Genomic DNA, 13,717 nt, shown 5'->3' with positions numbered 1-13,717 from the left:
CGTATCCCTAAGTCAGTTGCGAGCCTCAAGCCCCAGGCTGCAAGCACATTGCTTGAGCCTGTGGCCTGGAGCCTGGCGCTTGTGGCTTGCGGCTGATTTACCAGCAGATACCTTCGGCACGACCGTCTTCGCTGGTGGCGTTGGCCATGAAGCCCACCAGATCGATGACGCGCTTGCCTTCAGGGGTCTTGTTGGCGAGGGCGCGGAAACGCTCATCGCGGTTGCCGAGGATAATGACATCGGAGTCATTGATGACCTGGTCGAAGTCCGAGTTCAGCAGCGAGGAAACGTGCGGAATCTTGGATTCGATGTAGTCCTTGTTGGCACCGTGAACGCGTGCATATTCAACGTTGCTGTCGAAGATGCTCAGTTCGAAGCCCTTGCCGATCAGCATTTCGGCCAGCTCTACCAGCGGGCTTTCACGCAGATCGTCAGTGCCGGCCTTGAAGCTCAGACCCAGCAGTGCAACCTTGCGGGTGTCGTAGCTGGCAACCATGTCGAACGCGTTCTGCACTTGCGAGGTGTTACTGCGCATCAGCGAGTTGAGCAGGGGGGCTTCAACGTCCAGGCTGCTGGCGCGGTAGGTCAGGGCGCGAACGTCTTTCGGCAGGCACGAGCCGCCGAATGCGAAGCCAGGGCGCATGTAGTACTGGGACAGGTTCAGCGCCTTGTCCTGGCAGACCACGTCCATCACTTCACGGCCATCGACGCCGACAGCCTTGGCAATGTTGCCGATTTCGTTGGCGAAAGTAACCTTGGTGGCGTGCCACACGTTGCAGGTGTACTTGATCATCTCGGCAACGGCGATGTCCTTGCGGATGATCGGTGCATCGAGTTCTTCGTACAGCGATTGCAGAACGTCGCCCGACGCTTTGTCGAACTCGCCGATGACGGTCATTGGCGGCAGGTCGTAGTCCTTGATCGCAGTACTTTCGCGCAGGAACTCAGGGTTGACGGCGACACCGAAGTCAACACCGGCTTTCTTGCCGGAGCAGTCTTCCAGAATCGGGATAACGACGTTGGCAACAGTGCCCGGCAGTACGGTACTGCGAACCACGATAGTGTGGCGGGTGGCTTTGTCACGCAGGACATAACCGATTTCGCGGCACACCGACTCAATGTAATCCAGTTCCAGATCGCCGTTCTTCTTGCTCGGCGTACCGACGCAGATCATCGACAGATCGGTGGCGCGAATGGCTTCGGCGAAGTCTGTAGTGCCGCGCAGTTTTCCGGTAGTGATACCTTTCTGCAACAGCTCTTCCAGACCCGGTTCAACGATAGGTGATTTGCCGTTGTTGATCAGGTCGATCTTGGTGCTGGAAATATCCACACCCACTACTTCGTGACCGCGGGCAGACAGGCAACCGGCACAGACTGCACCGACATAACCCAAACCAAATATGCTGATACGCATCGTATTCTCCTCGATTTTTCACGCCATAGATTGGCTGGATATTAATTTTGGCCAGCAGATGTCACGCGCTATCCCTTACGGCTAACAACGCCGTAGAACTAACGCAGGCATATTTAATGAGTGAGTGCCCAAAACAAGTAAGGCGAACTCAAATGACACTAAGTGCAAGCGGCAAGTAACCTGTCCTTTCGGTCAGGGCCCTGCTCTCCTTGGATGCAGTAAACCACTCCTTGTTGGACGATTGACGGCGGACCTCGGTGAGACTGCCTCTGGCGCTAGCCAGGGCCGTCCTGTTCGAATCCTGCGCGTCGCACCGGGCCGGCGCTTCGCCTGTCTACAACATCAACTAGTGATGTGAGTTTAGTTCTGGTACCTGACACCAGGGTCACCTGGACCTGGCTTCCTTGTCGGTAACTTCCCGTTTCCCAAGGCGACCTGTAAGTGATCTCTTACACGTCAGCCCAGAATTGTTACGGGATGTAGGAGCGTACGAATTCGCATTTAGTTCCTGGCCGCTCGTCCTGATTTGCGAATTTTGGTGTATCCGTTCTGTGACATACGCAGTATCGAGGTGATGGCTTTTTTCTTAAAAGCCTCGAATTGTAAGGGGTTTGGAGGGGTGGCAGTTGAAGTGCCACTACTGCAAAAATCTGAAATGCCACTACTTAAAAAAGTGGAATTTTTTTTTGGAAAAAATTGCACGCCAGTCAAGAGTCGAAAACTTGACGTTTGTCTGGCGTCATGAAGTTGGCATTCGGTGTTGGATCGTAGGACAGGTCGTGTAACAGCGCTCCGTTACACGACGGTTACAGCCTCTAGTCTTCTGGGATGTTGCGCAAAAACACCAACTTGTCGGGGGTCGACTGTTCGCGGTTGTAACGGTAGCCCTGTACATCGAACGCTTGTAATGCTTCGGGATCGTTGATGCGCTCTTCTATAACGAAGCGGCTCATCATGCCGCGAGCCTTTTTCGCATAGAAGCTGATGATCTTGTACTGCCCGTTCTTGAAGTCCTTGAACTCGGTGTCGATGATTCGCGCCTTGAGCGACGAACGTTTGACGGCAGAGAAGTATTCGGTAGAGGCCAGGTTGAGCAGCAGGTCGTCGCCCTGGTCAGCCAGCGCCTCATTCAGCCATTCGCTGATTCGCGTGCCCCAGAAGGCGTAGAGGTCCTTGCCCCGAGCGTTGGCCAGTCGGGTGCCCATTTCCAGGCGGTAGGGCTGCATCAGGTCCAGCGGGCGCAACAGGCCGTACAGACCCGACAGCATGCGCAAGTGCCCCTGCGCGTAGTCGAGCTGCGCTTCGCTCAGCGTTTCCGCTTCCAGGCCCGTGTAGACATCACCCTTGAAGGCCAGCAGTGCCTGCTTGGCGTTGTCGAGGGTGAAGTCCGGGTTCCAGCTGCCAAAACGTGCCGCGTTCAATCCGGCCAGCTTGTCGGACAGATGCATCAGTTCGCTGATCTGCGCCGGCGTCAGTTCACGCAACTGGTCGATCAGCTCCTGGGAATGCTCCAGGTACTGCGGCTGAGTGAGGCGGCCGGTAGTCGGCGGTGTCTCGAAATCGAGGGTTTTTGCCGGGGAAATCACCATCAACATGAAGTCGTCTCCTTTTATCGTCCGGGGATTCTAGGGGCTGACAGCCTGCGACTCCAGCTATGGTGGTGATAGAGGTCGCTCCGCTGGAGATGGCAGCAGGACCTGCAGCTTTGTATGCGCGCCGACATAAGAAGCCAGGCACATATCAGCTATAGTGGCGCGCTGGTCATGACGTTAATGGTTGATCGAGAGGGCATCGGGTTTGCGTATCGTTTTAGCAGTGTGTGCAGGTCTGTTCTGGCTTCAGGCGCAGGCGGCAGCGCCGGTCATTGCCACCATTGACCGCAGCGTCTGGCCTGAGCGGCTCGAGACGCCGGGGTTGTTCGACGTCGCATCGCGTGCGGAGATCCTCGCCTTTGCCCACGAGCTGTACCTCAGCGAAAAGCTCGACGAGGAAGGCCTCAAGCAGCGCCTCGGCCTGCGCTTCGTCAACGTGCCGTCGTTGAACGTGGTTCGTCATCGGCTGTGGCTGCGTTTGCTGGAGAACTACCAGAACGCGCAAAAGAGCTGCGAGCAGGACGCCAATTTCTGTGTGCTGGTCGAGGACATGGACCAGTTGCGACAGCGCGCCGAGGAATATCAGGTATCCAACGATTCGTTCTATGCCAACTGGGCCAGACCCGGCGCCGCATTCCACCAGCGTTATCTGAACGAGCTGCTGTTCATGGCGGCCCTGTTTCCGCAAACCAGCAGCGAGATCGAGCGTTACAACTCCGATGAGATGAGTGGCGACGAGATGCCGGATCGCACGTTCATGCTCAACTTCGAAAGTGGCCCGAGCCCGGCCGACGGTGGCACCGACTGGCTGGCCGACTTCATGCGCCAGCAGAAAATGACCGCCACTTTCTTTGTGCTGGGCAAGAGCCTTCAGGAGCGTCTCGACAGCACGTCGGTTGCAGGTGTGCAGGCGCTGTATCGCCAGCAGTGTGTGGGCATTCAGGGCTGGGAGTACCGCTCGCACAGCCAGTGGCTGGACTGGCAGGACTCGGTGCGACGCAGCGCGGCACTGGTTCAGCAAGTGTTGCCGGACAACTTCGTGCCGCTGTTTCGCCCACCTTATGGCCATCGACGTGCCGACAGCGGCGACTTCTTCCGCACCGAGCATTTGCGCGTGTCATTGTGGAATATCGACGCTGAAGACGACACCGGACGGCTTTCTGCAGAGCAGGTGGGCGACCGTGTGCTGACCCTCATGCTGCTCTGGCGCAAAGGGACGGTGGTATTCCACGACGTGGCCAACAAGGCGCAGTCGGCGCTGCCATTGCTGCTGGCCAATACCGCGCAAAGCGAGTTGATCTGGGACGATTGCCGGAATATCTCTGAAGCGCCCGAGGAACAAGGGCTGCAGAGCAGTGAAGAGCCTGCGCCGGAAGCGGAGTGAAGGCAGATTCGGCGTGGGCGGACTTCCGACTTTAAACGTGCCGGGTACGTCCGCCAAGCTCTATTCGTCAGGCTGTGAAATAAACTTCAAAAAACTGTCAAAGAGCTTTTTTCTGTCATCCCTTTTGCTGTATTACGAATACAGACCGCCGAAACCTGCAACACAGGTGGCGTCTTCCAAGACCCACCTTGAGCGACATTTCTGCCCTGCCTGAAGGGGAGAATCCGGCGGCCTTTTCGTGGCGCAGTACTGTCGTGGTTCTGCGTCGCCCGGCTTCTACAAAGGTGAGCGAGTATGGATGACCACGGACGCACCCCTTCCACCAACCAGCCAATCCTTTACGTGCTCGATACCAACGTATTGATTCATGATCCAAACGCACTGCTGAACTTCGAAGAACACCACGTCGCCATCCCCATGACGGTTCTGGAGGAACTGGACAAACTCAAGGCCGGTAAACATTCGGTTGCTGCCGAATGCCGCCAGGCCATCCGCCTGATCGACAAGACCCTGGGCGAAGCTTCGCCGGAGGAAGTCGAGAAGGGCGTGCCCATCGACCGTGGTACAGGCGTGCTCAAGGGCTACCTGTCGATTTTGATGAGCAAACGCGAGGAACCCAACAGCCTGCTGCCCGAGCACCTGAACGACAACATCATCATCAACCAATTGATTGACCTGCACGCGCGCAACAAGGACTTGAGCGTCGTGCTGGTGACCAAAGACATCAACATGCGCCTCAAGGCGCGCGCTTGCGGCATTGCTGCAGAGGATTACAGCACCGACCAATTGGTCGATGACGTTTCACTGTTGTCGCGTGGCTACCATGACATGACCGGTTCGTTCTGGGACCGCGTCAGCAAGGTCGACACCCGTCAGGAGCGCGGCCGTACCTGGCACCGCGTGCAGCTCACTGAAATGCTGCCGGCGGTTCATATCAACGAGTTTATTGTCGATGAGCAGGGCTTCGTAGGCTGGATCAAGGGCGTCAAGAACGACGAACTGCTGATTCTCGACATGCACCAGGAGCCTTTGCTGCATCAGGAGGCCTGGGGGCTGAAGCCACGCGACATCTATCAGGGGCTGGCGCTGTTCGCGCTGCTCGACCCGGATATTCATCTGGTCAACCTGTCAGGCGCTGCTGGCTCGGGTAAAACCATTCTGGCCCTGGCCGCTGCCATCGAGCAGACCATGGTCACCAAGCGCTATCGGCGCATCATCGCCACCCGCAGCGTTCAGGGTCTGGATCAGGAAATCGGTTTCCTGCCCGGCACCGAGGCGGAGAAGATGGAGCCATGGCTTGGCGCGATCACCGATAACCTCGAAGCGTTGCACATGGATGACGAAAACACCCATGGCAGTGTCGACTACATCCTCAGCAAGGTGCCGTTGCAGTTCAAATCCCTCAACTACATTCGAGGTCGCAGCTTCCAGCAAAGCCTGATTCTGATCGATGAATGCCAGAACCTGACCCCGCACCAGATGAAAACCATCATCACCCGTGCCGGCGCCGGTTCCAAAGTGGTCTGCCTGGGCAACCTGGCGCAGATCGACACCCCTTACCTGTCGGCCACCAGTTCCGGGCTGACCTACCTGACGGAGCGCTTCAAGGACTTCCCTAACGGCGTGCACATCACCCTGCAAGGCGTGCCACGCTCGATACTGGCCGAATACGCGGAGAGTCATCTTTAGCTGAAAAGCAGCTGTAAGCTTCAAGTGGGGGACTTCGGTGTACGAGAGCCCTCGCTTGCAGCTTTTGATTGTCGCGCCCATGCGCCAAGCTTATCGTCACACACAAGTTCGCTTCTGGCCGAAAGGCGTAGGAGCGAACTTGTTCGCGAAGGCTATATTGTGGGCGATAAATCATTTGTGCATGTACAGCCCTCTTCGCGAACAAGTTCGCTCCTACGCCCTCCGGGCAGAAGCCAGGATTTTCGTACGCTTTAAAACCTGTGTAAAACGCCGGGCACTTTCAGCTTGTAGCTTGCAGCTTGCAGCTGCCACACTTCTTGCTTCTGCCAAGGAGTAACGTTGTGCTCACTCATCTCGATTCCCAGGGTCGCGCCAATATGGTCGATGTCACGGATAAAGCCGTGACGTCCCGAGAGGCGGTGGCCGAAGCCTTCGTGCGCATGCTGCCGACGACGCTGCAAATGATCGTCAGCGGTGGTCATCCCAAGGGTGACGTGTTTGCCGTCGCGCGTATCGCCGGCATTCAGGCGGCGAAGAAAACCAGCGATCTGATCCCGCTTTGCCATCCGTTGATGCTCACCAGCATCAAGGTGCACCTCGCCGCCGAGGGTGATGATGCCGTGCGCATCACCGCGAGCTGCAAGCTGGCCGGGCAGACCGGTGTGGAAATGGAAGCCCTGACCGCCGCCAGCGTTGCTGCGCTGACCATTTACGATATGTGCAAGGCGGTAGACCGCGGCATGGTCATCGAGTCGGTCCGGCTGCTGGAAAAGCTGGGCGGCAAGAGCGGTCACTTCATTGCCGACCAGGCACAGGTTTCCTCATGAAGGTTCAGGTTCAGTATTTTGCCCGTTACCGTGAAGTCCTGGGCCTGGACAGCGAGTCCGTTGAAGGCGAGTTCGCCACGCTGGACGCATTGCGCCAGACGCTGCTGCAGCGCGGCGAGGTCTGGCAAGTGCTTGCCGAACAGAACCTGATGTGTGCTCGCAACCAGGAGCTGTGCAAGCCGACCGAACCATTGGCCGATGGCGATGAAGTCGCGTTCTTTCCGCCCGTGACCGGAGGTTGATGATGAGCGTTCGTGTCCAGGCAGAGGCTTTCGACCCCGGCACTGAAGTCAACGCGCTGCATGCCGCGAATCTGGGCATCGGCGCGGTGGTCAGTTTTGTTGGCTATGTTCGGGATTTCAATGAAGGGCGTGAAGTGTCCGGCATGTTTCTCGAGCACTATCCGGGGATGACCGAGAAGGCACTGGCAAAAATCATTGCCGATGCCGAACAGCGCTGGCCGTTGCTACGCGTTGACGTACTGCATCGGGTTGGCGCGCTGGAGCCCGGCGAGCCGATCGTGTTCGTCGGCGTTGCCAGCGCGCACCGTCAGGCGGCGTTCGAAGCCTGTGATTTCGTCATGGATTACCTCAAGACCCGCGCGCCGTTCTGGAAGCGTGAAAACACGTCAGAAGGCACGCGCTGGGTCGAAGGTCGTCACAGCGATCACCAAGCGGCTGATCGCTGGAAGTAAGCATCAGGCGTTGCTGCGCACCACAGCCCTGAGCAGATGAGTCGGCGGTGTCTCGCAACTGATCTTGCGGCCCAGTTTTTCCTCGATGGCGGGCAACTGGTAAGAGTCATCCTCACCGGCAAAGCTGATCGACACGCCATCGGCGCCAGCGCGACCGGTACGGCCGATGCGGTGCACGTAATCGTCCGGCACTTCGGGCAGGGTGAAGTTGATCACGTGACTGATGCCGTCGATGTGAATGCCGCGACCGGCCACATCGGTGGCGACCAGCACGCGGATCTTGCCTTCGCGGAAGCCTTCAAGGGTCTTGATGCGCTTGTGCTGAGGCACATCGCCTGACAGCTGCGCCGCGTTCACGCCATCGCGCACCAGGCGCTCTTCGATGCGTCGGACTTCGTCCTTGCGGTTGGCGAAGACCATGACCCGTTCCCAACCGTTGTCGGTCACCAGGTTGTAGAGCAGCTTGTACTTGTCGGCACCGGCGACGGCATAGATATGCTGTTCGACGTTGTCGCTGGCAACATTCAACGATTCGATCTCGACAATGGAAGGGTCCGTCGTCCACTGTTTGGCGAGGTTCATTACGTCTTCGGTGAAAGTCGCGGAGAACAGCAGGGTCTGGCGCTCACCCTTGTGCGGCGTCTGACGAATGATCTGGCGTACCTGCGGGATAAAGCCCATGTCCAGCATGCGATCGGCTTCGTCGAGGACCATCACTTCGACCATGTCCAGATGCACTTCGCCGCGCTGGTTGAAGTCCAGCAGGCGGCCTGGCGTGGCGACCAGGATGTCGCAGTGGCGTGCTTCGAGTTGTTTGAGCTGCTTGTCGAAGTCCATGCCACCGACGAAGGTCATGACGTTCAGGTTGGTGTACTTGGTCAGGTCGGCGGCGTCCTTGGCGATCTGCACCACCAGCTCGCGGGTCGGAGCGATGATCAGCGCGCGCGGTTCACCCATGTAGCGTTCTGCAGGCGGCGGCGTCTGGGTCAGTTGCTCGATGATCGAGATCAGAAACGCAGCAGTCTTGCCGGTGCCGGTCTGGGCGCGTCCGATCGCATCCTTGCCCTTGAGGGTGAAGCCCAGTACGCCCGCCTGGATCGGTGTGCAGTACGGGAAACCCAGGTCCTGAATCGCGTGCATCAGTTCAGGCGCGAGGTTGAAGTCATGGAAGCGGGTCTTGCCTTCCTGCGGCTCGACGACGAAATCCTCGAGTTTCCATTCCGGGGCGGGCGGTTTGGCTACGCGTTCGCGGCGCGGGCGCTCGGCCCTTGGCTTGTCGGTGCGCGGCGCTCTGGCTTTGGAGGGCTCGCTGGTCGTGTCCAGAGCCTGAGTCTGGACAGCATGATCCGGTGTGTCGCCTGTGGCAGCGGGAGAGGCGGGAATAGAGGTTATCGGAGTAGGCGCAGGCTGCTCAGCCTCGCTCTTACCGAACATCTTTTTAAGTGCTTTGAGCACGGTCATCTCATCAATTGGTTAAGGAATGTACGCCGAGCAGTGTAAAGCAAGAACCGTGCTCGGCGTAGTGCCATCCATGGCGAGCTACAAAAGCGGTCCGTCGCAAGGGGGTCAGAGCGCTTCAGCGAAGCCTTTCAGCCAGCCAGACGCCGATGTCGCGAATTTCCTCCGGTAACACTTGATGCTCCATTGGGTATTCCTGCCATTCAACGGTTACACCCTGGGCGGTGAGATGGTCGTAGACGGCGCGGCCCATCGGATAAGGCACCACCGCGTCGTGCTTGCCGTGCAGGCAGTAGGCCGGGATGCGTTGCTGACTCGCTGACAGGGTCATCTCGTTGCTGAATGTAGGGGCATAAGTGGACAGCGCGAGTACGCCGCCCAACGGACCCTGCCAGCGGCGGTAGCCGGCATGCAAGACCACCGCGCCACCCTGGGAAAAGCCGGCCAGGAAGATTCGTGCCGGGTCGATGCCGCTGTCGCGCTGCTGCTCGATCAGGTCCAGCACCTTCTGCGCCGAGGCTTCCATCTGATCATGGTCAATGGCCCTGGCCTCTGAACTCATGGACTTGATGTCATACCAGCTGGGCATTGCATAACCGCCATTGACGGTCACAGCGCGTGTCGGTGCCTGAGGCAGTACGAAGCGGGTGGTGCGCAACGACTCCTGCAGTGCTTCGGCGACCGGCAGAAAATCATAGCGGTCGGCGCCCAATCCATGCAGCCAGATAACGCAGGCGTCGGCGGGGCTGGAAGGTTCAATGATCAAGGAATCGCTCATGACTGCTCCATTTGTGTGCGCGGGCTCTTTTTGAGCGCATTAATAAGGTGCGCAGGTAGATTAAAAATGAAAGAAGATGTCGCAAGGTTACAAGTTTTTGTCTTGACCTGTCGCTAATTCGACTTAGCCAGCATGCTGGTACGGGCTTTGCTACAGCAGCATTGGAGTCGAGTCGCTCACATCGTTCGGTAACACTATAAGGCTATTACTTATAGCGATCGAAAAGCAGCTCGGGAGTCCATGCGTCAGGATTCGCGGCACGATTCAACCTGTACCGCTCAGGTCCGGGAAAATCATGGGGTTTCAGTCCACGGGGCCGATTCTGAATCATGAAGACGAATGACGGGATGATCCTGCAGGCAATTCATGATTCAGGCCCAGCGTCGCATGACCCAAAAATAAGCCAGCACGGGTCATTAGCGCCTCACAAAGGTGCGACGCGACTGAAACACCTACACAACAAAGAGCAAACTGGAGGTTTTTGAATGAAGATGTTGAAATCCACCGTGGCTGTCGTCACTGCCTTGGCCGCATTTGGTGTGATCGGGGCTGCAAACGCCGGTACCACCCTTGACGCTATCAAGAAGAAAGGTTTTATCCAGTGCGGCGTCAGCGATGGCCTGCCAGGGTTTTCCGTTCCGGACTCTACCGGCAAGATCACCGGTATCGATGCTGACGTCTGCCGCGCAGTAGCCGCCGCAGTATTCGGCGACGCCACCAAGGTCAAGTTCAGCCAGTTGAACGCCAAGGAGCGCTTCACCGCACTGCAATCGGGCGAGATCGACATCCTTTCGCGTAACACCACCTGGACCAGCTCCCGCGACGCGGGCATGGGCCTGGTGTTCACCGGCGTGACTTACTACGACGGTATCGGCTTCCTGGTAAACAACAAGCTGGGCGTCAAGAGCGCCAAGGAACTGGACGGTGCAACCATCTGCATCCAGGCCGGTACCACTACCGAGCTGAACGTCTCCGACTACTTCCGCTCGAACGGCCTGAAATACACCCCGATCACCTTCGACACCTCCGACGAAAGCGCCAAGTCGCTGGAAGGCGGCCGTTGCGACGTGCTGACTTCCGACCAGTCGCAACTTTACGCGCAGCGCAGCAAGCTGGCCAAGCCGGACGATTACATCGTGCTGCCTGAAGTGATCTCCAAGGAGCCTCTGGGCCCTGTCGTGCGTAAAGGCGACGAAGACTGGTTCTCGATCGTGCGCTGGACCCTGTTCGCCATGCTCAATGCCGAGGAAGCCAAAATCACTTCCAAGAACGTTGAAGCTGAAGCCAAGTCGACCAAGAACCCTGACGTAGCCCGTATGCTCGGCGCAGACGGCACTTACGGCAAAGACCTGAAGCTCGAGAAAGACTGGGTCGTGCAGATCGTCAAGCAGGTCGGCAACTACGGCGAAGTGTTCGAACGCAACCTGGGCGAAGGCACCCCGCTGAAAATCAAGCGTGGCCAGAACGCTCTGTGGAATGCCGGTGGCATCCAGTACGCTCCACCTATTCGTTGATTGACCCGGCGCCCGACAGGCTTCCCAGCCTGTCGGGCGTTGTTCTGTTGGATTTTTCCTGGGGCATTTCATGGAAAAGCAAATCGTCGCACCCAAGCAAAAGCTCTCTCTGAGCGATCCGAAAGTGCGCGCGTGGTTATTTCAGATCATCACTGTCGTGGCGGTGATCGCGTTGGGCTGGTTCATTTTCGACAACACCCAGACCAACCTGCAACACCGTGGTATTACCTCGGGTTTCGGTTTTCTTGAGAACAGTGCCGGTTTCGGTATCGCTCAGCACCTGATCGACTACAGCGAAGCGGACAGCTATGCCCGTGTGTTCGTCATCGGCCTGCTGAATACCTTGCTGGTGTCGGTTATCGGTATTGTCCTGGCGACCTTGCTGGGCTTTGTCATTGGTGTCGCTCGCCTGTCTCCGAACTGGATGATCAGCAAGCTGGCCACCGTGTATGTCGAAGTCTTCCGCAACATTCCGCCATTGCTGCAGATCCTTTTCTGGTATACCGCCGTATTCCTCACGCTGCCTGGTCCGCGTCAGGCGCATGGCTATCTGGACATGTTCTTCGTCAGCAGCCGCGGGCTCAACATGCCCAGAGCATTGCCTGCCGAAGGCGCCTGGGCATTCCTGATCAGTCTGGTGGTTGCCGTGATCGCCATCGTGATGATGGTGCGCTGGGCCAACAAGCGCTTCGAAGCCACCGGCCAGCCGTTTCACAAGTTCTGGGTCGGCCTGGCGTTGTTGCTGGTTATCCCCGGTCTGAGCATGCTGATCTTCGGCAGCCCGGTGCATTGGGAGCTGCCGCAGCTGAAGGGCTTCAATTTCTCGGGCGGCTGGGTGCTGATCCCTGAACTGATCTCCCTGACCCTGGCACTGACTATCTATACGGCGGCGTTCATCGCTGAAATCGTGCGTTCCGGCATCAAGTCGGTCAGCCATGGCCAGACCGAAGCTGCTCGCTCATTGGGCCTGCGCCCTGGGCCGACGCTGCGCAAGGTGATCATCCCGCAGGCGCTGCGCGTGATCATTCCGCCGCTGACCAGTCAGTTCCTGAACCTGGCGAAGAACTCTTCGCTGGCAGCCGCCATCGGCTACCCGGAAATGGTTTCCCTGTTCGCCGGTACGGTGCTCAACCAGACCGGGCAGGCCATTGAAGTCATTGCCATCACCATGAGCGTGTACCTGGCGATCAGTATCAGCATTTCCCTGCTGATGAACTGGTACAACAAGCGCATTGCGCTGATCGAGCGGTGAGGAAAAGCGCATGACAACTCATACTTTCAAACCTGATATGCCACCACCGGGCAAAGTGTTCGGCCCGATGGCGTGGATGCGGCAGAACCTGTTCTCCAGCTGGATCAACACCCTGCTGACCCTGTTCTCGCTGTATCTGATCTATCTGGTCGTACCACCGATCATCAGTTGGGCCCTGCTGGACGCCAACTGGATCGGCACGACCAAGGCAGACTGCACCAAGGCGGGCGCCTGCTGGGTGTTCATCGAGCAGCGCTTCGGTCAGTTCATGTATGGCTACTTCCCCAATGAACTGCGCTGGAGGGTCGACCTGACCGCCATCCTGGCGATCGTCGGCGCTGCGCCGCTGTTCATCTCGAAGTTTCCGCGCAAGGCTGTCTACGGTATTGCCTTCCTGGTGATCTACCCGGTTGTCGCGTTCTACCTGCTGCATGGCGGCGCGTTCGGTCTGACCAACGTACCGACCAGCCAGTGGGGCGGTCTGATGCTGACCCTGGTGATCGCCACCGTGGGTATCGTCGGTGCCTTGCCGCTGGGTATCCTGCTGGCGCTCGGTCGTCGTTCCAACATGCCGGCCGTGCGTGTGGTGTGCGTGACCTTCATCGAGTTCTGGCGCGGCGTGCCGCTGATCACCGTGCTGTTCATGTCGTCGGTGATGCTGCCGCTGTTCATGCCAGAGGGCATGAACTTCGACAAGCTGCTGCGTGCGCTGATCGGCGTCATCCTGTTCCAGTCGGCGTACATCGCTGAAGTGGTGCGTGGCGGCATGCAGGCCATTCCCAAGGGCCAGTACGAAGCTGCCTCGGCGATGGGCCTGGGTTACTGGCGCAGCATGGGTCTGGTGATCCTGCCGCAGGCGTTGAAGATGGTCATTCCCGGCATCGTCAACACCTTCATTGCCTTGTTCAAGGACACCAGTCTGGTGATCATTATCGGTCTGTTCGACCTGCTCAACAGCGTCAAGCAGGCTACCGCCGACCCGGCATGGCTGGGTATGGCCACTGAAGGCTACGTCTTCGCGGCCCTGGTGTTCTGGATCTTCTGTTTCGGTATGTCCCGCTATTCCATGCATTTGGAACGTAAGCTGGACACAGGCCACAAGCGTTAGGAGTTTT

At 58.1% G+C, this 13,717-nt stretch carries 12 protein-coding genes; 8 read left to right on the top strand and 4 right to left on the bottom strand.

The features are described 5' to 3' along the window. Window positions 1-97: 97 nt before the first annotated feature. Window positions 98-1,414 carry a nucleotide sugar dehydrogenase gene (locus QRN50_RS09755; protein ID WP_024661232.1) on the bottom strand — a complete coding sequence of 439 codons (1,317 nt, stop codon included), beginning with the start codon at window positions 1,412-1,414 and terminating at the stop codon, window positions 98-100. 815 nt (window positions 1,415-2,229) lie between these two features. Continuing rightward, window positions 2,230-3,009 (bottom strand): peroxide stress protein YaaA, encoded by a 780-nt coding sequence (yaaA, locus tag QRN50_RS09750; protein WP_096127336.1) that lies wholly within the window; start codon window positions 3,007-3,009, stop codon window positions 2,230-2,232. 202 nt (window positions 3,010-3,211) lie between these two features. Here yaaA and QRN50_RS09745 point away from each other — a divergent pair, with 202 nt between their 5' ends. The 5 genes from QRN50_RS09745 (at window position 3,212) to moaE (ending at window position 7,600) form a co-directional block, all read left to right on the top strand. Then, window positions 3,212-4,390 (top strand): polysaccharide deacetylase family protein, encoded by a 1,179-nt coding sequence (locus QRN50_RS09745; protein WP_058822489.1) that lies wholly within the window; start codon window positions 3,212-3,214, stop codon window positions 4,388-4,390. Between the two features lie 294 nt (window positions 4,391-4,684). Then, window positions 4,685-6,079, top strand: coding sequence for a PhoH family protein (locus QRN50_RS09740; protein ID WP_003365383.1), 1,395 nt, complete (start codon window positions 4,685-4,687; stop codon window positions 6,077-6,079). Between the two features lie 341 nt (window positions 6,080-6,420). After that, entirely contained in the window at window positions 6,421-6,906 is a 486-nt protein-coding gene (moaC, locus tag QRN50_RS09735) for a cyclic pyranopterin monophosphate synthase MoaC (RefSeq protein WP_003341741.1), read from the top strand. Beyond that, window positions 6,903-7,148 carry a molybdopterin converting factor subunit 1 gene (gene moaD / locus QRN50_RS09730; protein WP_004406746.1) on the top strand — a complete coding sequence of 82 codons (246 nt, stop codon included), beginning with the start codon at window positions 6,903-6,905 and terminating at the stop codon, window positions 7,146-7,148. The genes moaC and moaD overlap by 4 nt, the downstream gene beginning before the upstream one ends. Window positions 7,149-7,150: 2 nt before the next feature. After that, the gene (gene moaE / locus QRN50_RS09725) at window positions 7,151-7,600 is read left to right on the top strand and encodes a molybdopterin synthase catalytic subunit MoaE (RefSeq protein WP_011266803.1); all 450 of its coding nucleotides are present in this window, start codon (window positions 7,151-7,153) and stop codon (window positions 7,598-7,600) included. Window positions 7,601-7,603: 3 nt separating this feature from the next. Here moaE and rhlB read toward each other — a convergent pair whose 3' ends face one another. Both rhlB and QRN50_RS09715 read right to left on the bottom strand, forming a co-directional pair. Then, on the bottom strand, window positions 7,604-9,061 hold the full coding sequence (gene rhlB / locus QRN50_RS09720) for an ATP-dependent RNA helicase RhlB (protein WP_161806391.1): 1,458 nt from the start codon (window positions 9,059-9,061) through the stop codon (window positions 7,604-7,606). Between the two features lie 115 nt (window positions 9,062-9,176). After that, the gene (locus QRN50_RS09715; protein WP_003415217.1) at window positions 9,177-9,836 is read right to left on the bottom strand and encodes an alpha/beta hydrolase; all 660 of its coding nucleotides are present in this window, start codon (window positions 9,834-9,836) and stop codon (window positions 9,177-9,179) included. Between the two features lie 485 nt (window positions 9,837-10,321). Between QRN50_RS09715 and QRN50_RS09710 the strand changes: the two genes are divergently transcribed. The 3 genes from QRN50_RS09710 to QRN50_RS09700 all read left to right on the top strand — a co-directional run bounded on the left by QRN50_RS09710 (window position 10,322) and on the right by QRN50_RS09700 (window position 13,710). Next, entirely contained in the window at window positions 10,322-11,350 is a 1,029-nt protein-coding gene (locus QRN50_RS09710; protein WP_024642131.1) for an amino acid ABC transporter substrate-binding protein, read from the top strand. A gap of 70 nt (window positions 11,351-11,420) precedes the next feature. Next, window positions 11,421-12,602: an amino acid ABC transporter permease gene (locus QRN50_RS09705; RefSeq protein ID WP_011266807.1), complete on the top strand. Its 1,182-nt coding sequence runs from the start codon at window positions 11,421-11,423 to the stop codon at window positions 12,600-12,602. Between the two features lie 10 nt (window positions 12,603-12,612). Further along, a complete protein-coding gene (locus tag QRN50_RS09700) occupies window positions 12,613-13,710 on the top strand; it encodes an amino acid ABC transporter permease (RefSeq protein WP_011266808.1) in 1,098 nt (365 codons plus the stop codon). Window positions 13,711-13,717 lie beyond the last annotated feature (7 nt).

The organism is Pseudomonas sp. MEJ108, assembly GCF_030208985.1.
Taxonomy (GTDB): Bacteria; Pseudomonadota; Gammaproteobacteria; order Pseudomonadales; family Pseudomonadaceae; genus Aquipseudomonas; species Aquipseudomonas fragariae.
This window is presented reverse-complemented; position numbering and strand designations above follow the sequence as displayed.

Coding starts and splice junctions, on each gene's coding strand:
- QRN50_RS09755 (WP_024661232.1), bottom strand. CDS start 1,414: ATGCGTATCAGCATATTTGGTTTGGGTTATGTCGGTGCAGTCTGTGCC.
- yaaA (WP_096127336.1), bottom strand. CDS start 3,009: ATGTTGATGGTGATTTCCCCGGCAAAAACCCTCGATTTCGAGACACCG.
- QRN50_RS09740 (WP_003365383.1), top strand. CDS start 4,685: ATGGATGACCACGGACGCACCCCTTCCACCAACCAGCCAATCCTTTAC.
- moaD (WP_004406746.1), top strand. CDS start 6,903: ATGAAGGTTCAGGTTCAGTATTTTGCCCGTTACCGTGAAGTCCTGGGC.
- moaE (WP_011266803.1), top strand. CDS start 7,151: ATGAGCGTTCGTGTCCAGGCAGAGGCTTTCGACCCCGGCACTGAAGTC.
- rhlB (WP_161806391.1), bottom strand. CDS start 9,061: ATGACCGTGCTCAAAGCACTTAAAAAGATGTTCGGTAAGAGCGAGGCT.
- QRN50_RS09715 (WP_003415217.1), bottom strand. CDS start 9,836: ATGAGCGATTCCTTGATCATTGAACCTTCCAGCCCCGCCGACGCCTGC.
- QRN50_RS09710 (WP_024642131.1), top strand. CDS start 10,322: ATGAAGATGTTGAAATCCACCGTGGCTGTCGTCACTGCCTTGGCCGCA.
- QRN50_RS09705 (WP_011266807.1), top strand. CDS start 11,421: ATGGAAAAGCAAATCGTCGCACCCAAGCAAAAGCTCTCTCTGAGCGAT.
- QRN50_RS09700 (WP_011266808.1), top strand. CDS start 12,613: ATGACAACTCATACTTTCAAACCTGATATGCCACCACCGGGCAAAGTG.